Source organism: Anaerolinea thermolimosa (genome assembly GCF_001050195.2).
In the GTDB taxonomy this organism is placed as follows: domain Bacteria; phylum Chloroflexota; class Anaerolineae; order Anaerolineales; family Anaerolineaceae; genus Anaerolinea; species Anaerolinea thermolimosa.
Genome location: NZ_DF967965.1, coordinates 967,914 through 987,071 on the forward strand (window position 1 = coordinate 967,914; position 19,158 = coordinate 987,071).

Sequence of the window (19,158 nt, forward strand, 5' to 3'; positions counted from 1 at the left end):
CGTTTGCAAAATCAAGCCGTTTTTATTCTTGCCTTCATAAGTACATTTATTCTCCCATTTTCTCCGCTCTCGGTGGTATCGCCAGTAATCCTGGCTATATCTTTGCTGTTGGATAAAGAAACACCAATATTGCCGGAGAATATACCATTCACAAATTGACCGGAAGAAAAATTTCTGTCCCTCGTTAACCTGTCCATCCTTATTTCACTCCTACCTGCACAGATAGGTGAAGGGCACCTTTGCGTTGGCTGGCAGACTGGCGCTATTCTGATGTGCTCCGGGCAAAACAGGGACTCTGATATATTCCGTCAGGCTGGTTTCCACAGGTATAATCTCTCCATGCGCACATCGCAACTTTACCTCGCTGTGTTTTTCTCCGGGTTGACCACCCTGGCTGCCGAACTGGCAGCTTCTCGATTGCTGGAGAATCATTTTGGCACCAGCAATTTAATCTATGCTTCGATCATCGGCTTAATTTTGATTTATCTTACCGCCGGATATATGCTTGGTGGGCGCTGGGCAGACCGGTCTCCACACCCACGGACTTTTCTTAATATTCTGGCATGGGGAGGGTTTACCATTGGCCTGGTGCCGTTAATCTCCCGTCCGGTGTTACGACTGGCATCCAATGCGTTTGACCAGCTCCAAATGGGGGCGCTCCTGGGTTCTTTTGTTGTGGTTATGGTGCTTTTTGTGGTACCGGTTACTCTCCTGGGAATGGCATCTCCCTTTGCCATCCGTCTGGCCATTCAAGACCCGGGGCAGGCAGGAAGTGTTTCGGGGAAGATTTACGCTGTTTCTACCCTGGGTTCGTTTCTTGGAACATTTTTACCCGGTCTGATCCTTATTCCCCTAGTGGGAACGTATCGTACTTTTCTATCGATCAGTGGGTTAATGCTGTTCATTTCGCTCGGGTTATTGTGGCGCTCATGTGGATGGAAGCCGGTGCTTTCGCTCCTCTGGATGCCCATGATCATCCTTTTACTGGCGGTGCTTGGGGTTCGAGGATTTGATAAGGCTACACCCGGGCTAATGTTTGAAACTGAGTCTTCCTATAACTACATTCAGGTCATCCAGGATGGTGATTTCCGATATTTACGCCTGAATGAGGGGCAGGGCATTCATTCGATGTATCATCCTACCCAATTGTTTTATGCAGGTCCCTGGGAACAGGTGCTGGCTGCCCCCTATTTTAATCCTGCTCCGTATGACCCTGAAACTCTTCGTAGCATGGCGATCATCGGGCTGGCGGCCGGAACGACTGCCCGGCAGGCCACAGCTGCTTACGGAAGCCTGACTATTGATGGTTTCGAAATTGACCCCAAAATTGTTCAGGTGGGTCGTGATTATTTTGGTATGAACCTCCCCAATTTAAATGTGATTGTGCAAGATGGACGTTATGGTCTGGCGCACAGTTCACGACGGTATCAGGTTATCAGTATTGATGCTTATCGGCCGCCTTATATTCCCTGGCATCTCACCACCCGGGAGTTTTTTCAGGAGGTGCGCAACCACCTTACTGATGATGGCGTGGTAACAATCAATGTGGGGCGCGCCCCCGGTGATCGCCGATTGATTGAGGCCTTCAGTGCTACCCTGCTGACCGTATTCCCCAGTGTGTATGTGGTTGACCTGCCCGGTACCTTTAACTCGATTCTCTACGCTTCTATACAACCATCTGATCCGGCGAATCTGGATGCCAATCTGGTCTATCTTCTTGGGCGAGGCGATGTTCATCCCCTGATCCTGTACTCTCTCAAGGTGGTTCTTGAAAATCTCCAACCTGCGCCCACCGGGGGAGTTGTATTCACTGATGACCAGGCTCCGATTGAGTGGATTACCAATACGATGGTGGTACGTTTCTTGCTCTCTGGAGAAGCGGAGGTACTGCAATGAAAACCGTGCTGCGTTCACTTGGGCTTTTCCTGATCTCGCTCAGTGTGCCGTTCTTTCTTATGATGACAGCCATTCGCTTATTGATTACACCGTTTTATCCTCAGGTTGAATACCGTATGCCCTGGTTCCCACCCGATCCTTACGGTTTTTCTCTGGAAGATCGTTTGCACTGGTCCAGAGTTTCTATTGACTACTTATTGAATGATGCCGGGATAGAATTCCTCGCTAACCAGCGTCTTCAGGATGGTACGCCGCTTTATAATGAACGTGAATTGTCTCACATGCGAGATGTAAAATTGCTTGTGCAATCCATGGTAACGGCGTGGACTATTTTAACCAGTATCTACCTCATTTTACTGGCGTGGGCCTGGCGGCGCGGATGGCTGACAGATTTGCTTCGTGCCTTTGGGAGGGGAGGATGGTGGACGATCGGACTGGTTGTTCTAATTCTGGTGGGGGTAGGGGTTAGTTTTAACTGGCTTTTCACCATGTTTCACCGGCTCTTTTTTGTGGGAGATACCTGGCTCTTCCGATATTCCGATTCGTTGATTCGGCTTTTTCCGCTTCCATTCTGGCGAGATGCCTTCATCCTTATGGGAATACTGACTTTGCTGGGTGGGTTCCTGTTGACCCGCTTACCGAAGCGTTCTGTCTAGTTCATTGGTGTAATGCAAAGAAAGACAACGCCCCGCTTCTGCGGGGCGTTGTGCTGTTCCCGGTGAAAGGATTCTTAGCGGATAGCCGGCGGATTCTCAGAATCGGCGGCGGGATCGAAGAGGTGCATGTTGTCCATGTTGAAGACGACCTGAACCTGCTCACCGATCTGGAAGCGTGTGCGTGGGTCAACCCGGGCGACGAAATTATCTTTGCCGTTTACCAGGTAGAGGAAAATTTCATTGCCCATCAATTCGGTTACGTCAACTTTGGCCTCGACAGGAGCGGCATGAATTCCTGGAGGGGCGAACACGGGGTTGTGGATATCTTCCGGGCGAATACCGAAAATGACATCACGCCCGACGTAAGGAGCATAAACCCCAGTCTTGTTTTCTGGCACCTTGACCGAGAAGGCACCGCCTTCAACCACGAGAGCACCATCGCCGCGGCGGAGTTTGGCCGGGAAGAAGTTCATGGCAGGAGAACCGATGAAGCCCGCGACAAAGAGGTTGGCGGGGCGATCATAGAGGTTCTGGGGGGTATCCAGCTGCTGGAGGACGCCTTTGTTCATGACTGCGATGCGCGTAGCCATAGTCATGGCTTCTACCTGATCGTGGGTCACGTAAATAAAGGTGGTCTGCAGGCGCTGGTGGAGTTTGCTGATCTCTGCCCGGGTTTGCACGCGGAGTTTTGCATCCAGGTTCGAGAGAGGCTCATCAAAGAGGAAGACCTTTGGCTCGCGAACGATGGCTCTTCCTACTGCCACACGCTGGCGCTGACCGCCGGACAGTTCGCGTGGTTTCCGCTTCAAAAGATTCTCGATACCAAGGATCTGGGCGGCTTCTTCAACGCGGCGCTTGATTTCGTCCTTGGGTACTTTTCGGAGCTTAAGGCCGAATGCCATATTGTCGAAGACCGTCATGTGAGGGTAGAGCGCGTAGGACTGGAAAACCATAGCAATGTCCCGATCCTTGGGAGGAACATCGTTGACTACCTGGTTTCCAATTAAAATCCGTCCCATCGTGATCTCTTCCAGCCCTGCCAGGCATCGCAGAGCCGTCGTTTTACCGCAGCCTGAAGGCCCAACCAGCACAAGGAACTCCTTGTCTTCAATTTGGATATCCAGGTCGTTCAGAGCGGTAAAATCCCCGAACTTTTTTGTGACATGATCGTACGTTACACTTGCCATTGGTCATTCCTCCTTCTGGAATTGGGTATAGTGAGCTTATTATAGAATTCTTTTGATGGAATGGCAAATGAAAAACGGGGAGAAAATTTTTAGATAAAAATATTTTTATGCGGTGATCCATCCATTGGTTTCCTCCCCTGAAGGCAAAATTGGAATACAATACCCCTTGATGAGTGAAGATGTAACCCCTATTCGCCAGCAATACCTTGAGATCAAACGTCAGTACCCGGGGACGATTCTCTTCTTTCGCCTGGGAGATTTTTACGAGACCTTCGATGAAGACGCAGAAGTAACTTCGCGTGAACTGGATATTGTGCTCACTTCACGCCCGGTGGCTCGCGGAGTACGTGTGCCGATGGCCGGTATTCCCTATCATGCGGTGGAGAATTATCTGGCCCGTCTGATCGAGCGGGGATACCATGTGGCTATCTGCGAACAGGTTGGAGATCAACCTGTAAAGGGGTTGTTTCCTCGTGAAGTGGTTCGGGTGGTCACACCTGGCACGTTGATCGAACCGGGGCTTCTGAAAGGTGACCGCAATAATTACCTTACGGGAGTTGTGGTGCAGGACAGCCGCGCAGGAATTGCCTATGTGGACATCAGCACAGGCGAGTTTTCAGCTACCGAAATCGATACCGATGCCAGTCTGTCTACCTTGCGGGCAGAGTTGATCCGCCTTAGCCCATCTGAAATACTCCTGCCGGAAACGCTTCATCTCTCCGATTCTCTTCCCGGCCATGTGACGCCCTTCCCTGCCTGGCGGTTTGAGACCGCCCGTTGTCAGGAAGTCCTGATGACCCATTTTGCAGTAGCTACTCTGGATGGGTTTGGTCTGCGTGGGAAACAGTTAGCCGCTCGTGCGGCTGGTGCTATTGTGCAATACCTTCAAGAGACCCAACCTGCCGCGCTAAAACTGCTTACCGGGCTTTCCACGTATAACCTGAGTGAATTTATGGTGCTGGATGCGTCCACCCGCCGAAACCTGGAGTTAACAGAAACCATCCGTGATGGCCAGGTAGAAGGCAGCCTGCTCTCGGTGCTCGATTATACTCTCACCCCGATGGGGAAACGTCTCATCCGTCAATGGGTGAGTAAGCCACTGCTGGACCTGGAAATGATCCGAAAACGACAGGTTGCGGTAGGGTATTTTCTGGAACAGGGCATTCTGCGAGCTGAGTTGCGGGCCGTACTCCGTCCCATTGGTGATCTGGAAAGGCTGGTCAACCGGGTGGTCTCGGGGCATGCGTTACCCCGCGACCTGGTCGCCATTCGGAGTATTTTACGCCAGCTACCCGCTGTAGGGAATCTTTTCTCAGAGATTCCCTCCGCGCTAAAAGAATTTCTGTTGGAACTCCATCTCTGCGGTGAACAACTTGATTTGCTGGAGAAGGCTCTGAGCGATGATCCGCCTGCCACGCTGCAGAACACGGGAGTGATACGTGCGGGGTATTCAGCTGAGCTGGATGCTGTGATTGATGCCTCTACCCATGCACGTGAATGGATTGCCAACCTGGAGGCCGTAGAACGTGAAAGAACGGGGATTAAAACCCTCAAGGTCGGGTACAACAAAGTTTTTGGCTATTATATTGAAATTAGTCGTGGGAACGCCGCCAGCGCGCCGCCGAATTACATCCGGAAACAGACTTTAGTTAACGCAGAGCGGTTTATTACCCCGGAAATGAAAGAATACGAAGCTCTCGTGCTCAATGCCGAGGAACGTATTCGTGAAATTGAGGCACGCCTGTTTCGGGAAGTATGTTCCAGTCTGGCGGTTGCCAGAGAAAGCCTTTTATCCACCGCCCGAGCGCTTGCAAACCTGGATGCCCTGGCTTCTCTGGCCGAGGCGGCTGCACTCGGCCATTACACCTGCCCTGAGGTGACCGCTGACAGGGTACTGGAAATTCGCGACGGACGTCATCCTGTGGTGGAACGCCGGTTGAGCGGGGAGCGGTTTGTGCCTAACGATGCTGTCTTTGAGCCTGGTGAAATTATCCGTATCATTACCGGGCCCAACATGAGCGGGAAGAGTACTTTTTTACGCCAGGTAGCGCTCATTGTTCTTATGGCACAGATGGGAAGTTTTGTGCCTGCTTCCAGTGCCCGGATTGGTGTGGTAGACCGCATCTTTACCCGGATTGGAGCCCAGGATGAAATTCATGCCGGGCAATCGACTTTTATGGTGGAGATGATTGAGGCCGCGAACATTCTCAATCATGCCACACCTCGCAGTCTTCTCATCCTTGACGAGATCGGTCGGGGAACCAGCACGTATGACGGGGTTTCCATTGCCTGGGCGATGATCGAATTCATCCATAACAACCCTGCACTTCGCGCGCATACCCTGTTTGCAACGCATTACCATGAATTGATTCAACTCAGTGATTTTCTTCCCGGTGTGCGTAATTATAATGTTGCGGTCAGCGAAGCCGATGGTCGGGTGGTTTTCTTACATAAAATTGTGCCGGGTGGATCTGACCGTTCTTATGGGATTCATGTTGCCCAGCTTGCGGGGATGCCTCGTCCGGTAGTTCAGAGGGCGAATGAAATCCTTCAGCAACTGGAATCTTCCTCAGGCAAAGCTGTGCGTATTGATCCTCAGCTTCCCCGGCAAATGGCTCTTTTCCCTGAGACCAATCCGTTGCTGGAAGAGCTGAGGAAGCTGGATGTGAATTCTCTCACGCCGATTGAGGCGATCAACCGGTTGTACGAATGGAAGAAGCGGTTTATTCCGCCTGACGAATAATCCGGGAACGGCTGATTAAAATCAACGTCAGTCCTGTCAGAGCGCAGGTAATCTCAACTGCGGCGGTCCAGAGGAGGAATTGTTCCATTACCCGGTACATTACCCCGCCAAAGAAGAGAAAGACTTCCTGAACTGCACCGGGAAGCCAGAGAGAGATCATCTCCAGGAGCCAGCGGAGGCCTGTACCTGCGAGGCCGCTTAACACTGCACCAAGGAGTCCGCCAATATAGAATGGAAAACCGGCCCACTCAATCCAGTGGGCAAAGTTGCGCCTGGCAAGGAAAAAACCAGATATTAAAAACAGGATCACTGAAAAGCTACTTCCCCGAAGGATGCTTCGGATTGATCGGAACAGACCACGGGTGGATTGGCTCTCATCCTGAAGCGGACGGGTTCTGGTAAGAACGGCCTTATCGGGAAGCTGATTGATAAAGGCCTGCAGTGTGGATTGAAGGCCGGTAATGACCAGTGGTTCCAGGAGCGCAGGCGGGCGGCACTGGATGGGTGAAGCGGGCTTTCCCTGAAGAGCAAGCCCGGCGATGGTCAGCAAATCCTGGGTGGTGCAAACGGGAAGGTTCTGAAAGGCTTGCTGGATTAAGATTCGTCCATCTTCACCTCTAAGCCTGGTTTTGACAGGGAAAAAATCCAATGTGAGGGATGTTTCTCCGGGGGTCGGGGAGAAGGCCAGAATCCAGAAATGGGTAACCAGTTGCTCCGTCTGATCGCGTACCCAGGTCTCGGGGAAAATGAAGCGGATGATCTGCTGTGTCTGATTGGGCGGGAAGAGGGCCTGTATCATCGGGAGCAATCCGGGAATCAACCAGCCGCTCCAGCCTTGAACCAGGTCCATGAGCAGGTGAGGATATTGGGAATACCAGCCGGAGCTCTCGAGCGAATCGAGGTAAGGTTGGGGTTGAAAAAGGATCTGCTCAGCAGGTAAAGTTGCCGCCGCCGGGATGAGAGAAAACATCAGCAACAGGGCCGAAATAGAACGCAAGGCGCGCCGTACCCATGGAACAGGGGTTAAGGTTAAAGTAGAGGAAGAATTTTTAGCAGGGTTCATTCCATGGTTATAATAACACATCGAAGAAGTGTTTCCTGAAAGTTTCCCGGCGGCTGGAGGGAAGTGAATGCAAGATTTACACTTGATGAAGTGTGTTCCTTGCCATGGGCAGATACCGCCCCTCACGATGGATGAAATAAACCCTTTGCTTCCTCAGGTCAGGGCATGGAATCTTGTTGAAGAAAGGGGCGAGCTCCGTTTGCAAAGACGCGTAAAAACACCGGGATTTATGGGTGCAATCAAGCTGGCGAATCAGATTGCCGAAATAGCAGAGATGAACGATCACCATCCCACCTTGCTGATTGAATATGGTTGGCTAACTATCACCTGGTGGACGTATGGAATTGGTGGATTACACAAAAATGACTTCATTATGGCGGCCAAAACGGACCGGCTCATTGAAGACTTGAGGTAAACGTTGGCGAAACCTGACGTGTATGATGGGGTTAACCCTGATGAAGAGCCATCTTCCCCTGATCTTGAAGCTCTTCCCGAAGATCAAATCATCGAAAGGGCTTCAGCAGGCGATACCGAGGCGTTCACACTGTTGTATGAACGCTACGTCAATCGGATTTACAATTATATATATTACCGCACAGGCAACCCTACCGAAGCTGAGGATCTGACGTCACGGGTATTTCATCGGGCGCTCAACCACATTGCCCATTATCATAACCGTGGTGTGCCTTTTTCGGCTTGGCTTTATCGCATTGCTCACAATCTGGTAGCTAACTGGCATCGTGATAACAGCCGCCGAAATGAGGTGCCTCTGGAAGATCAACCTTCCCTGGCGACTCGTACAGAGCTCCCGGAACATACTTTGGTGACCAACCAGGAATTGGAGAATTTGCTCAAAGTCATCCGCCGGCTCCCGGCAGAACGCCAGCAATTGTTGATCCTGAAGTTTGTTGAGGGGATGTCGAATGCGGAAATTGCTGCGATCATGATGCGCAGTGAGGGAGCCATTAAAAGCCTGTATCACCGCACTCTCCTCACCTTGCGAGATCAGATCAATGGGCTGGAAGAGGAGTGAAAGACCATGTTGCGGATTGTGACTGACGGGGCAACCGATATGCCCGAGGGGTGGCAGGAAGAGTATCAGATTAACATTCTCCCATTGCGTGTCAGTTTTGGAGAAAAGATTTATACGCAGGGGGAGAACTTCAGCTTTATGGATTTTTATAATCTGGTGAAGCAGACCCGGATTATTCCTAAAACATCGTTACCTTCTCCCGGGCAGGTGGTCGATTTTTACCGGAGAATTGCACAAAAAGGGGATACGATCCTTTCCATGCATGTGACAGGAAAACTTTCGGGCACCCTGGCGACCATTCAGGCCGCGGCTCAGGAGCTGAAAGAGGAATACCGTATTTTCCCGTTCGATTCGGGGGCCGGGTCAGCTGCTGTTGGTTTTATGTGCCGAGAGGCCCGTATTCTCGATAGAGCTGGCAAGACTCCGGAACAAATTTTAAAACGTTTGGAGAGAATTCGCACTCGCCTTACGGTGATCTTCACCCTGGATACCCTGGAGTTTGCGCATTTGAGCGGGAGGATTAACGCGTTTCAGAATGCGCTGTCTTCACTGCTGAAGGTTAAACCGATTGTGATCTTGAAAGACGGACTTTTGGAAATGGCTGATCGTGTGCGCACACGCCAGAAAGCGCTGGAGCAGGTGCTGGAAACGGTTCGGCAAAGGGTTGGAAATCGCCCGGCTAATATTGCCATTGTTCACGCGGCTGATCCTCAGGCGGCTCAGCAAATGCTTGAGCGCATTCGCAACTTGCTTAATGTCAAGGAATCCATTATTACGGACCTTTCGATACCGGTGGCGGCAAACCTTGGCCCCGGTACCATCGGAATTGTAGCTTATCCAGTGGATGAGGAAGAAGAGGAATGACGCTATCGACCCCGGATCAAATTCAAGGCCTTGAACAACATCTGAGGCGTTCTCTGCGCCCGGTGAATCCTGACCCTGAATTTATCAATCGTCTGCACGATCGGCTCGTGACCCCCAGACCTGTGGTTGAACCGGCAACCCCGGATTCGAAATTGCCCCTGTTCATTGTGCTGGTAATTTCGTCTCTCGTTTTTCTGATCTGGGCTATCCGTCAGATGCGTTGAGAAAGGGCCTGTTTCAGGACAACCCAAGTTTTTCTTTCAATTCGCTCGAAGAAGGTTCTACCAGGATCGTCCCATCGGGGAAGACGATGGTTGGAACGCTTCGATACCCTTTGTTGACCTGTTCCACGAATTTTCTTCCCTCAGAGTCACTGTCAATATCCACCCACAGGTAGGGGATTTGGTTCTCGTCAAGAATTCGTCGAGCTCGACGGCTATCTCCGCACCAGGTTGTCCCATAAACAATGATCTCGGTTTCCATGGACGTTTTATAATCCTTTCAGTATTCTGGGAGAAGTTCTTCGATCAGGATTTGGGCTTCTTCTAAAAGGTTAAGATGGGCTGGAAGCTGGAAGGTTTCATCAACCCGCAGGGTAAGAGCCCGGGCGGCCTGACGGACACGGGCAGACACTGTAGATAATGCGGCTACCTGGCGCAGGGCATCGTATGCGCTTATGGTGATGTTACTTCCCTGAGTGTGGAGGAATATGCGGGCGGCAATGCCAGCGGCTCTCCGTGCATGGACTCGTGCCCGTCCTTCAAGCCCCTGCTTGTGTGCGGCCCATCCATGCTCCAATTCAAGGTTAATCTGGTTTCTGGTTTCTTGATCCATCCCCTGATGATTCTACACTATAATTTTCCGTAATGGATTCATATCGGCTAATCCGTTCACGCAGGAAAACGATCGCCATTGAGATTCGCCCGGATGGGGAGGTGTGGGTTCGCGCTCCCCTGCATGCCAGCAAAGCAGCGATCGAGGCCTTGATAGCCCAAAAAGAGGCCTGGATCACCCAAAATAGAGAAGAAATGCGCCAGCTTATGCAGGCGGAATTGCCTCCCCGGTTTGTGGCGGGAGAGAGCTTTCTCTATCTGGGTAAGGAATATACGCTGACATTCTCAAAAAGTCTTGAATCGGTAAAAATTAGGCATGGGTTCGTCATTCTCCCCGAAAATGACCAATCCCGGGCACGTGATGTGCTGATGGAGTGGTATCTCACCGAAGCACGGCGGATTTTAATACCGATGGTTGATCGGCTTGGCTTACGTGCAGGGGTGAAACCTGCGCGCATCCGTATTTCCAACGCCCGTAAGCGCTGGGGGTCATATTCCAGTAGTGGAACGCTCAGTTTGAACTGGCGTCTGGTGATGGTTCCTCCGGCGGCCATGAGTTATGTTATTTTTCATGAGCTGGCCCATATTCTCATTCCCAACCATTCCCGTGCCTTTTGGAACCTGGTTGCCTTATGGCAGGCGGATTATCGGGTGCAACGTGCCTGGTTGAAGAAGATGGGAAAGAAGATATTTCAATTCTGAGCGTTCTGGTCTGTGAAGTATCTATTTATACTTGAAATCAGAGAAAACCCGGCTATTATGGAAGTATGGTGAAGCCGGGTCTGGTGGTGTTGATTGGCTCAGGCGAGACAGCCTCCGCGGCTGGTCAGGTTTATGAAACGATTGCCGGGAATCTGGGGCAGGGATTTACAGTGGCTGTGCTGGAGACCCCTGCGGGTTTTGAACTTAATGCTGCCGGTGTTGCTCGAAAAGTAGCCGATTATCTGGCCCTTCGTTTACAGAATTACCGGGCCAATGTCGTATGTATCCCGGCACGAAAACAGGATGGGCCTTTCAGCACAAATAACCCCGAAATTCTATCTCCCCTTCTTGAAAGTCAACTCATTTTCGCCGGGCCAGGAAGCCCAACCTTTACGGTAAGGCAATTGCAGGACAGTCTGGCCTGGAGATATATTCTTGCACGGCACCGTCTCGGTGCGGCCCTGGTTTTTGCCAGTGCGGCCAGTATTGCCATTGGCAAGCTGGCTTTGCCGGTATATGAAATTTATAAAGTAGGAGAAGATCCTCACTGGAAACCCGGACTTGATCTTTTGAGGGTATATGGTCTCTCGCTGGTGGTTTTTCCCCACTGGAACAATTCGGATGGAGGCGCTGAACTGGACACCAGCCGTTGTTTTATGGGGATGGAACGTTTTAAGCTGCTACAAACGCAACTCCCTGAAGAAATTGCTATCCTGGGGATTGATGAACATACCGCGGTGATCATGGATTTGAATGAGGGTGTCTGTCACGTTGTGGGAAGGGGTGCGGCCCATGTTCTTCGCCAGGGAGAAGAATGGACATGGGGGGAGGGCGAATCCTTTCCCCTGGAGGTCATGGGAGACTTCAAAGGGCTGGTGTCTCCAGAGGAGGGAATTGGTAAGGAGGTCTGGGAAGAGGCCCTTGCGCGAGAGAGGGAACGGATTGCGGCGGCTTTTTCTAAGAGACCTCTGCCAGATGAGGTTGAAATTCTTGTTCAAGAACGTGAAAAGGCTCGGAAACAGGGCCAATGGGGAGAGGCGGACCGCATTCGTACCCAGCTCACCCGGCTTGGCTGGGAGGTACGGGATACCCCTTCAGGCCCCCAGCTGATCCATCGGGGTTAAAAGAAACCAGGCCGTCCAACTTGGGGTTGAGACGGCCTGACGCGATTTCACGAAAATCTATGGAACCCCCCTCATCCCGCTTTTTTGATCTTACCAGCCCTGTTGCCGAACGAATTTTGTAATGACCGGGATTTCAAACACCTCACCCCGGTTGGCTTTAATCCCCAGGTAGATGTTCAGGATCAGCGTCAATACGCTGGTAATGCAACCAATCACGACGAAACTGAGAAGAATGTTGATGATCCATTCTACAATGCCCAGGATTAATGCCTGCATGTTGTGAGCCTTGATGAAGGGGCGATTTTTCTTATCCTCTAGAAGAAGCACGACAATGGGGATAATGGGTGTAAAGATATATCCAAGCAAAACCCAAAGACGATCATCGCTGGTTGATTCGATCTGCGGAGCCGGTGATTCCATAGCAATCCTCCTGAAATGAAAATGGTTATCTGGTGAAGAATAGTTATCATTTTACTCACTTTTTTAAAATGTACAACTGTAAAATGACCTTAAATTAATCCATGTGTTACAATTTTAGCCAATGACACTGCGCATTGTTTTCATGGGATCGCCTGAATTTGCGTTGCCTGTTCTTCAGAGGCTGGCAGAGGTATATCAGGTGGTTGGGGTGGTCACGCAGCCTGACCGCCCTGCGGGACGTGGAAAACAACTCACTCCACCGCCGGTTAAGCTCCTGGCGCAATCGTTGGGAATTCCGGTGATGCAACCAGAAAAACTGCGCCAGCCAGAGGCGTTTCAACAGCTTCTGGACTGGGCCCCAGAGGTGATTGTGGTGGCCGCATTTGGCCAGATTTTGCGCCAGAACGTGCTCGATTTGCCTCCGTACGGTTGTATCAATGTTCATGCTTCTCTGTTGCCCCGGTGGCGCGGAGCGGCACCCATCCAGGCGGCCTTGCTTCACGGTGATGAAGTCACCGGGGTGACGATTATGAAGATGAACGCCGGGGTGGATACAGGGCCGATTCTCAGTCAAAGAGAAGTGCCCATTTTGCCTGAAGATAATGCCGCATCACTGTCTTCACGACTCGCAGAGGCCGGGGCATCTTTGCTTATGGAAACCCTTCCCCGTTATCTTTCAGGTGAAATTCAACCGATTCCTCAGGATGACTCGAAAGCTACCCTGGCGCCCATGCTGAAAAAAGAAGATGGTCGGTTAGACCTATCGCAGCCGGTGGTTTCTCTTGTGAATCGGGTTCGCGCATTTAATCCCTGGCCGGGTGCATTTATCGAGTGGCAGGGGCAACCCTTAAAGATCCTCCGCGCGCATGGGGTAACAGATGATCATGCTGTACCCGGAAGGCACTGTGTGATTAATGGATGGCCCGGGCTGGGTGCTGTGGGTGGCTGGTTGATCCTGGACGAGGTCCAACCGGCCAGCAAAAGACCCATGAGTGGGAAACAATTTTTATCTGGAGCGCGCCACTGGAGCGATTAAGTTTTTTATGACCGACTCTTCTCTCCCGCAACTTCGGTTTCTTTGTTTTGGGGCAGGTGCCATTGGAACTTACCTTGGAGGTAGCCTGGTTTTGGCCGGGCATTCGGTGGTTTTTTTTGAGCGCCCTGAACCTGCTCAATTGTTACGCGAAAAAGGGTTGACCATCTGGCAGGGTGAAAAAGCCAGCCGTGTACCTTCCCCGCAGGTAGTAGATCATATCGATGATGTGCTAACGCATGGGCCTTATGATGTAGCCATCCTGGCGGTAAAAGCGTATGATACGTTAGCCCTGGCAGAGAGCCTTCATCCCTATCGGGTTGCACTCCCGCCGGTGATTTGTTTTCAGAATGGGGTGGAAAACGAGGTGGTGATTGCGGAGCACCTTGGTTCAGACAAGGTGATCGCGGGCACCATTACCACTGCTGTAGGGCGCCGGGGGCCGGGAGAAATTGTGGTTGAACGGCTTCGTGGGGTTGGTATCGCAAATGAGCACATCCTGGCGCCGACGCTTGTAGCGGTCATGGATCGCGCTGGATTGCGGGCGCGTATGTATGATCAGGCGGCGGCAATGAAATGGTCGAAGATGCTCACCAATTTGCTGGGGAATGCGTCATCAGCGATCTTAGATATGCCCCCTTCTCAGATTTTTGCCCATCCGGGGTTGTTCCGCATGGAAATGCTTATGTTGCAGGAGGCCATACGGGTGATGCAGGCTCAGGATATACCAGTGATAGATTTACCAGAAACACCCGTGCGGGCACTGGCATGGTCTGCAAACCATCTGCCTCTTTTCCTCAGCCGGCTCCTGTTGGGCAGGGTACTGGCCAGCGGGCGAGGTGATAAAATGCCATCCTTCCATATTGACTTTCACGCCGGGCGTGGTAAGAGCGAAGTGGATTATCTCAATGGGGCGGTCGTGCGCTTTGGAAGGCGATTGGGCATTCCAACTCCAGTGAACAGTCTTTTGACCGAAACCCTTCTGGCTCTCACAGCAGGGAAAATACCCCCCGACCGATTTGCTCACAAACCTGACCAGCTTCTCAAACTGCTCCCCTGAAGGCCAGGTTCATGGACACAGGTATTGTCTGTTGAAATGAATACCCGGAAACGCGAGGTGTTAGGGGTTGGCAGGACTGCTGAGATTCTTTCGGAGGGGGAAGGAAAGGTTCTCAAGCTATTTTATGCGTGGGTGGAACCAGAATGGGCAAACTTTGAATTTATGGCTGCCCGGCTGGCATTCCAAAATGGCGTGCCAATGCCTCAGCCTTTTGAGCTGGTTCAGATGGATGGGCGTTTCGGGATTGTATATGAACGGGCACGGGGTCCAACCCTGCTGGCCATGTTTTCCCGGCAGCCATGGAGGTTATCTGCACTGATACGCGGGTTGTCTGCTCTGCAAGCTGGGGTCATTCGTACTTCAGGTGATGGCTTGCCCCCGGTGAAACGCTCGCTGGAGGCAACCACACAAAGGATGATCGAATCCGGGGATTTACCCTCTGATAAGGGGGCAGAAATCATGGCACGGATGCGGGAATTGCCGGATGGAGACAGCCTGTGTCATATGGATTTTCATCCTGACAATCTCATTTTCACAGAACGCGGATGGATGATCATAGACTGGATGAATGCAAGATGCGGTAGCTCTCTGGCGGATATTGCTCGAAGTGCGTTGATCTTCCAAATTGCCGGGCCACCCTCCGGTAAACGAGCCAGATGGCTCTTTGAGTGGGCTGGCAGGCTCGTATACCGTACATACCTGCGGGAAGTTCAGAGGCTGGTTGGTTTCTCCATGGATGATCTCAAAGCCTGGCTTCTGCCAGTAGCAGCTGCCCGATTGGCAGAAGGTGTTCCCGGCGAAAAAGGAAGAATCGTAAGGCTTATCCAGTCTTTGCTGATGTAGAGAGGCGGGGTTTGGATGAAAGGAATAATAACCTTAAAAAATATGGAGCGATTCTTGCTTCTTCTCTGGTTGGGGGGTATTCCATGGATCGGGGGATTCCTTCTCGGTTGGTGGGCGGCTTACCTGTTTCTCCCCGAACGCTGGATCCTCGCGGGGGGCGTTTTCGGGGCACTGGCCGGGGCGGTTGTGGATGGAGTTTTCTTAAAAAAAGGCCTGCTTCGGGCCATCCACGCTCCGATGTGGGTCTGGGGAGGGGGGTATTTGTTTTACTCTATATGTACCTTTGGTTTCTTCATGGGAGTTCCGGTATTTAATCTCCTTCCGGGTTTCCTGTTCTGTTTCTTGATGGGATGTCGGCTGGCACACCAGGGGCGCAATGGGACTGAAGTAAAAAAATCTGCCATCGGAATCGCCTGGTTTACACTGGGTGTCCTTCTTATCGTCTGCGTTACCTCGGCTATCCTTGCGCTGACAGACCCTTACACTGCGGCTAATCTGAAGGGGATGCTGGGGCTGCCCTTTGATGTTACCCGGGAGATGATTTACTGGTTAATTCTTACCGGCGGTGGAGCGCTTCTGGCAGTGCAATGGTGGGGGAGCCGGGCTACGGTATGGTGGGCCTGGAAGCTCCTGGCGAGCATGGGGTGATCAAACGCCTCACCGCTCTTAAGGCATAGAACAAAGTTTCCCATTTTCTTTGATATAATACTCATTTGTTCATTGACCATTTCAGCCGTCTGGCTGATGGGAGGCTCAGGGGTATGTCACAGAATGTAATCCGGGTGGTGGGCGCGCGCGAGCACAACCTGAAGAATATTACTGTTGAAATTCCGCGCGAAAAACTGGTGGTCATAACAGGGTTATCAGGCTCAGGCAAGTCTTCGCTGGCTTTTGATACGATCTTTGCCGAAGGTCAGCGGCGGTACGTTGAGTCATTATCGGCGTATGCAAGACAATTTCTGGGCCAGATGAACAAGCCTGACGTAGATGCTATCGAAGGCCTTTCTCCGGCGGTATCGATCGACCAAAAGGCGACCACACATAACCCGCGCTCGACAGTGGGCACTGTCACTGAGGTATACGATTATCTGCGTTTACTGTTCGCCCGGGTGGGGGTGCCCCATTGCCCGGTGTGTGGCCGCGAGGTAGTAAAGCAGTCCGCTCAGGAAATTGTGGATGCCATCGAGCGAATGGCAGATGGTTCACGGTTGTTAATCCTGGCGCCAGTGGTGCGTGGACGTAAGGGCACCTATCAGGCTGTGTTCGAAGAGATACGCAAACTGGGTTTTGTTCGCGCGCGTGTGGATGGCACGGTATACAGCCTTGAGGATGAGATCACGCTGGACCGTTATAAAATCCACACCATTGAGGCTGTGGTTGATCGTTTGATTCTCAATCGAGCCGAAACCGAAGAAGATCGGCGCACTTTCCTGACCCGGCTCACCGATTCGGTCGAAACTGCGTTAAAAGTAGGTGAAGGCTACCTTACGGTGCACAATCTTTCAGCCGAACCGCCCCAGGATTTGTTCTTTTCAGAACACCTGGCCTGCCCGGAGCATGGGGTGAGCCTGCCAGAAATTGAGCCAAGGACTTTTTCCTTCAATACCCCTCACGGAGCCTGCCCTGATTGCCAGGGTCTGGGTAGCCGGTTGGAAATTGACCCCGATCTGTTGATCCCTGATGATGAACGCTCGCTGTGCGATGGAGCCATTGTGGCGTTGGAGTGGAATGGCCCGCGAGAACAGGGAGGTTACTACTGGCAGACCATCGAAGCGGTCGCTGAGAGGTATGGCATTGACCTGGATGCCCCGGTGAAAAGTATTCCGCCGGAAAAGCTGGAGAAGATCCTCTATGGGACGGCTGGCGAAGAGGTTGATGTGAGGATTGAGGGACGCAATGGACGCGAAACGAGCTTCAGGACTCCCTTTGAAGGGGTGATCCCGAACCTTATGCGGCGATACCGCGAGACCAACTCGGAATATATTCGCGGGAAGATCGCCGAGTTTATGACCGATAAACCCTGCCCAACCTGCGGTGGGGCTCGTTTGCGTAAGGAGGCTCTGGCTGTCACGGTAAACGGTGCGAATATCATCGAGGTGACGAGCTGGCCAGTGTTGAAAACCCTGGCATGGGTGAATGAGCTGGCAGAAGGGGGGGCCCTTTCTCCGCGTCAGCTTGCTATTGCAGATCGGATACTCAAAGAGATTCGTGCGCGGCTGGGGTTCCTTGTCAATGTTGGGCTGGACTATCTGACTCTGGGGCGTTCGGCGGGTTCGCTTTCGGGTGGAGAGGCTCAGCGTATTCGACTGGCTACGCAGATCGGCGCCCGTTTAATGGGGGTGCTGTATGTTCTGGATGAGCCATCCATCGGGTTGCACCCGCGAGATAACTCCCGGTTACTGGCTACCCTGAAAGAGTTGCGGGATCTGGGGAATACTGTGCTGGTGGTGGAGCACGATGAAGAGACCATCCATGCTGCGGATTGGGTGATCGACCTGGGGCCGGGGGCAGGTGAGCATGGTGGAAAGGTGATTGCTGAAGGGCCTGTGGAAAAAATCCTCGAGAATCCAGAATCCCTGACGGGGGCTTATCTTTCCAAACGGCTCAAGGTTCCTTTGCCACCTCAACGCCGAAGGGGAAACGGAAAGCACCTGACGATCATCGGAGCGCGTGCCAATAATCTGAAGAATCTGACGGTAGAAATCCCCCTGGGGAAACTGGTGTGCATTACAGGGGTTTCAGGATCGGGAAAATCGACCCTGCTCGTAGATGTTCTATACAATGCACTGGCAAGAGAGTTACACGGTGCTCATACTCAACCAGGTGATTATGACCGCATTGAAGGCCTGGAGTATATTGATAAGGTGATTAATATTGACCAGTCACCCATCGGGAGAACTCCGCGCTCGAATCCGGGAACGTATACCGGTGTGTTCGATGAGATCAGGGCGTTGTTCGCTGAAATGCCCGAAAGTAAAATGCGGGGGTACAAATCGGGGCGGTTTTCTTTCAATGTCCATGGTGGGCGGTGTGAGGCGTGTCAGGGACAGGGGCAGTTGCGAATTGAAATGCAGTTCCTGCCCGATATTTATGTTCCCTGTGATGTCTGTCATGGAGCGCGTTTCAACCGTGAAACGCTACAGGTGCGTTTTAAGGGGAAAAATATCGCTGAAGTACTGGATACGACTGTCGAAGAGGGGCTTGAACTCTTTTCGGCTTTCCCTTCCATTGTCAATAAATTGCGCACTCTCATGGATGTAGGCCTGGGGTATGTGCGGATTGGACAACCGGCTCCCACATTATCGGGAGGCGAAGCGCAACGTGTCAAACTGGCACGGGAGCTATCGCGCCGTGCAACCGGGAAGACCCTGTATGTGCTGGACGAGCCCTCGGTGGGATTACATGCTGCTGATGTGCATAAGCTAATTGAGGTGTTGCAACGGCTGGTAGATGCAGGAAACTCGGTCTTGATCATTGAGCATAATCTGGATATTATCAAAGTGGCTGATTACCTGATCGATCTGGGACCGGAGGGGGGCGATCGAGGCGGAGAACTTATCGCTGCCGGAACTCCTGAAGAAGTATGCCAGGTGTCGGATTCTTACACAGGTCAGTTCCTCAAGCGATATCTTGAAGAGGAGCAACAATTGGAGAGCCTATCGCGATCCAAAGTTCTTTAGTACAATGAAAAATGGCAGAAA

20 protein-coding genes are annotated in these 19,158 nt (G+C 52.0%); 14 read left to right on the forward strand and 6 right to left on the reverse strand.

All coding sequences use genetic code 11. The annotated features are described in order from the left end of the window. Positions 1-11: 11 nt before the first annotated feature. Positions 12-197 (reverse strand): hypothetical protein, encoded by a 186-nt coding sequence (locus ATHL_RS04430; protein ID WP_062190198.1) that lies wholly within the window; start codon positions 195-197, stop codon positions 12-14. A gap of 142 nt (positions 198-339) precedes the next feature. On the opposite strand from ATHL_RS04430, the gene ATHL_RS04435 reads away from it, so the two are divergent. Both ATHL_RS04435 and ATHL_RS04440 read left to right on the forward strand, forming a co-directional pair. Next, the gene (locus ATHL_RS04435; RefSeq protein WP_062190200.1) at positions 340-1,896 is read left to right on the forward strand and encodes a spermidine synthase; all 1,557 of its coding nucleotides are present in this window, start codon (positions 340-342) and stop codon (positions 1,894-1,896) included. Further along, a complete protein-coding gene (locus ATHL_RS04440) occupies positions 1,893-2,552 on the forward strand; it encodes a TIGR01906 family membrane protein (protein ID WP_062190202.1) in 660 nt (219 codons plus the stop codon). Before ATHL_RS04435 ends, ATHL_RS04440 begins: the two co-directional genes overlap by 4 nt. 74 nt (positions 2,553-2,626) lie before the next feature. On the opposite strand, the gene ATHL_RS04445 is transcribed toward ATHL_RS04440, so the two are convergent. Continuing rightward, positions 2,627-3,739, reverse strand: a complete 1,113-nt coding sequence (locus tag ATHL_RS04445; protein ID WP_062190204.1) for an ABC transporter ATP-binding protein — start codon at positions 3,737-3,739, stop codon at positions 2,627-2,629. A 169-nt stretch (positions 3,740-3,908) separates the two neighbouring features. On the opposite strand from ATHL_RS04445, the gene mutS reads away from it, so the two are divergent. Next, the gene (mutS, locus tag ATHL_RS04450) at positions 3,909-6,482 is read left to right on the forward strand and encodes a DNA mismatch repair protein MutS (protein WP_062190206.1); all 2,574 of its coding nucleotides are present in this window, start codon (positions 3,909-3,911) and stop codon (positions 6,480-6,482) included. Here mutS and ATHL_RS04455 read toward each other — a convergent pair. Next, complete coding sequence (locus ATHL_RS04455; protein WP_162787572.1) at positions 6,463-7,545, reverse strand: hypothetical protein; 1,083 nt, start codon at positions 7,543-7,545, stop codon at positions 6,463-6,465. The genes mutS and ATHL_RS04455 overlap by 20 nt on opposite strands. 67 nt (positions 7,546-7,612) lie before the next feature. Here ATHL_RS04455 and ATHL_RS04460 point away from each other — a divergent pair, with 67 nt between their 5' ends. From ATHL_RS04460 to ATHL_RS04475, 4 genes are read left to right on the forward strand one after another with little or no spacing between them, the layout of a single operon-like run. Next, positions 7,613-7,960 (forward strand): 4a-hydroxytetrahydrobiopterin dehydratase, encoded by a 348-nt coding sequence (locus tag ATHL_RS04460; protein ID WP_062190210.1) that lies wholly within the window; start codon positions 7,613-7,615, stop codon positions 7,958-7,960. A gap of 3 nt (positions 7,961-7,963) precedes the next feature. Further along, entirely contained in the window at positions 7,964-8,578 is a 615-nt protein-coding gene (locus ATHL_RS04465) for an RNA polymerase sigma factor (protein ID WP_062190212.1), read from the forward strand. Positions 8,579-8,584: 6 nt separating this feature from the next. Then, the gene (locus ATHL_RS04470) at positions 8,585-9,442 is read left to right on the forward strand and encodes a DegV family protein (RefSeq protein ID WP_062190214.1); all 858 of its coding nucleotides are present in this window, start codon (positions 8,585-8,587) and stop codon (positions 9,440-9,442) included. Then, positions 9,439-9,666 (forward strand): hypothetical protein, encoded by a 228-nt coding sequence (locus ATHL_RS04475; protein WP_062190216.1) that lies wholly within the window; start codon positions 9,439-9,441, stop codon positions 9,664-9,666. The genes ATHL_RS04470 and ATHL_RS04475 overlap by 4 nt, the downstream gene beginning before the upstream one ends. Positions 9,667-9,679: 13 nt before the next feature. Here ATHL_RS04475 and ATHL_RS04480 read toward each other — a convergent pair whose 3' ends face one another. Together ATHL_RS04480 and ATHL_RS04485 are read right to left on the reverse strand one after the other, a co-directional pair. Continuing rightward, a complete protein-coding gene (locus ATHL_RS04480) occupies positions 9,680-9,925 on the reverse strand; it encodes a glutaredoxin domain-containing protein (RefSeq protein WP_062190219.1) in 246 nt (81 codons plus the stop codon). 18 nt (positions 9,926-9,943) lie between these two features. Beyond that, positions 9,944-10,276 (reverse strand): hypothetical protein, encoded by a 333-nt coding sequence (locus ATHL_RS04485; RefSeq protein ID WP_062190221.1) that lies wholly within the window; start codon positions 10,274-10,276, stop codon positions 9,944-9,946. 32 nt (positions 10,277-10,308) lie between these two features. On the opposite strand from ATHL_RS04485, the gene ATHL_RS04490 reads away from it, so the two are divergent. Beyond that, a complete protein-coding gene (locus ATHL_RS04490) occupies positions 10,309-10,977 on the forward strand; it encodes a M48 family metallopeptidase (RefSeq protein ID WP_062190223.1) in 669 nt (222 codons plus the stop codon). 65 nt (positions 10,978-11,042) lie between these two features. Further along, positions 11,043-12,101: a CysS/YqeB C-terminal domain-containing protein gene (locus ATHL_RS04495; protein WP_062190225.1), complete on the forward strand. Its 1,059-nt coding sequence runs from the start codon at positions 11,043-11,045 to the stop codon at positions 12,099-12,101. 90 nt (positions 12,102-12,191) lie between these two features. On the opposite strand, the gene ATHL_RS04500 is transcribed toward ATHL_RS04495, so the two are convergent. Further along, on the reverse strand, positions 12,192-12,521 hold the full coding sequence (locus tag ATHL_RS04500) for a DUF4870 domain-containing protein (RefSeq protein WP_062190227.1): 330 nt from the start codon (positions 12,519-12,521) through the stop codon (positions 12,192-12,194). A gap of 181 nt (positions 12,522-12,702) precedes the next feature. On the opposite strand from ATHL_RS04500, the gene fmt reads away from it, so the two are divergent. From fmt to uvrA, 5 genes are all read left to right on the forward strand, one after another. After that, entirely contained in the window at positions 12,703-13,557 is an 855-nt protein-coding gene (gene fmt, locus ATHL_RS04505; RefSeq protein ID WP_420807570.1) for a methionyl-tRNA formyltransferase, read from the forward strand. Positions 13,558-13,564: 7 nt separating this feature from the next. Beyond that, the gene (locus tag ATHL_RS04510) at positions 13,565-14,614 is read left to right on the forward strand and encodes a ketopantoate reductase family protein (protein ID WP_062190229.1); all 1,050 of its coding nucleotides are present in this window, start codon (positions 13,565-13,567) and stop codon (positions 14,612-14,614) included. Between the two features lie 36 nt (positions 14,615-14,650). Next, positions 14,651-15,457 carry a phosphotransferase family protein gene (locus ATHL_RS04515; protein ID WP_062190230.1) on the forward strand — a complete coding sequence of 269 codons (807 nt, stop codon included), beginning with the start codon at positions 14,651-14,653 and terminating at the stop codon, positions 15,455-15,457. A 42-nt stretch (positions 15,458-15,499) separates the two neighbouring features. Beyond that, the gene (locus ATHL_RS04520; protein ID WP_162787573.1) at positions 15,500-16,105 is read left to right on the forward strand and encodes a hypothetical protein; all 606 of its coding nucleotides are present in this window, start codon (positions 15,500-15,502) and stop codon (positions 16,103-16,105) included. A gap of 113 nt (positions 16,106-16,218) precedes the next feature. Beyond that, a complete protein-coding gene (uvrA, locus tag ATHL_RS04525; protein ID WP_062190235.1) occupies positions 16,219-19,137 on the forward strand; it encodes an excinuclease ABC subunit UvrA in 2,919 nt (972 codons plus the stop codon). Positions 19,138-19,158: the final 21 nt, after the last annotated feature.

Bases quoted from the DNA above. Each gene is read 5' to 3' on its own strand.
- ATHL_RS04430 (WP_062190198.1), bottom strand. From the start codon at position 197: ATGGACAGGTTAACGAGGGACAGAAATTTTTCTTCCGGTCAATTTGTG.
- ATHL_RS04435 (WP_062190200.1), top strand. From the start codon at position 340: ATGCGCACATCGCAACTTTACCTCGCTGTGTTTTTCTCCGGGTTGACC.
- ATHL_RS04440 (WP_062190202.1), top strand. From the start codon at position 1,893: ATGAAAACCGTGCTGCGTTCACTTGGGCTTTTCCTGATCTCGCTCAGT.
- ATHL_RS04445 (WP_062190204.1), bottom strand. From the start codon at position 3,739: ATGGCAAGTGTAACGTACGATCATGTCACAAAAAAGTTCGGGGATTTT.
- mutS (WP_062190206.1), top strand. From the start codon at position 3,909: ATGAGTGAAGATGTAACCCCTATTCGCCAGCAATACCTTGAGATCAAA.
- ATHL_RS04455 (WP_162787572.1), bottom strand. From the start codon at position 7,545: ATGAACCCTGCTAAAAATTCTTCCTCTACTTTAACCTTAACCCCTGTT.
- ATHL_RS04460 (WP_062190210.1), top strand. From the start codon at position 7,613: ATGCAAGATTTACACTTGATGAAGTGTGTTCCTTGCCATGGGCAGATA.
- ATHL_RS04470 (WP_062190214.1), top strand. From the start codon at position 8,585: ATGTTGCGGATTGTGACTGACGGGGCAACCGATATGCCCGAGGGGTGG.
- ATHL_RS04475 (WP_062190216.1), top strand. From the start codon at position 9,439: ATGACGCTATCGACCCCGGATCAAATTCAAGGCCTTGAACAACATCTG.
- ATHL_RS04480 (WP_062190219.1), bottom strand. From the start codon at position 9,925: ATGGAAACCGAGATCATTGTTTATGGGACAACCTGGTGCGGAGATAGC.
- ATHL_RS04485 (WP_062190221.1), bottom strand. From the start codon at position 10,276: ATGGATCAAGAAACCAGAAACCAGATTAACCTTGAATTGGAGCATGGA.
- ATHL_RS04490 (WP_062190223.1), top strand. From the start codon at position 10,309: ATGGATTCATATCGGCTAATCCGTTCACGCAGGAAAACGATCGCCATT.
- ATHL_RS04495 (WP_062190225.1), top strand. From the start codon at position 11,043: ATGGTGAAGCCGGGTCTGGTGGTGTTGATTGGCTCAGGCGAGACAGCC.
- ATHL_RS04500 (WP_062190227.1), bottom strand. From the start codon at position 12,521: ATGGAATCACCGGCTCCGCAGATCGAATCAACCAGCGATGATCGTCTT.
- ATHL_RS04510 (WP_062190229.1), top strand. From the start codon at position 13,565: ATGACCGACTCTTCTCTCCCGCAACTTCGGTTTCTTTGTTTTGGGGCA.
- ATHL_RS04515 (WP_062190230.1), top strand. From the start codon at position 14,651: ATGAATACCCGGAAACGCGAGGTGTTAGGGGTTGGCAGGACTGCTGAG.
- ATHL_RS04520 (WP_162787573.1), top strand. From the start codon at position 15,500: ATGGAGCGATTCTTGCTTCTTCTCTGGTTGGGGGGTATTCCATGGATC.
- uvrA (WP_062190235.1), top strand. From the start codon at position 16,219: ATGTCACAGAATGTAATCCGGGTGGTGGGCGCGCGCGAGCACAACCTG.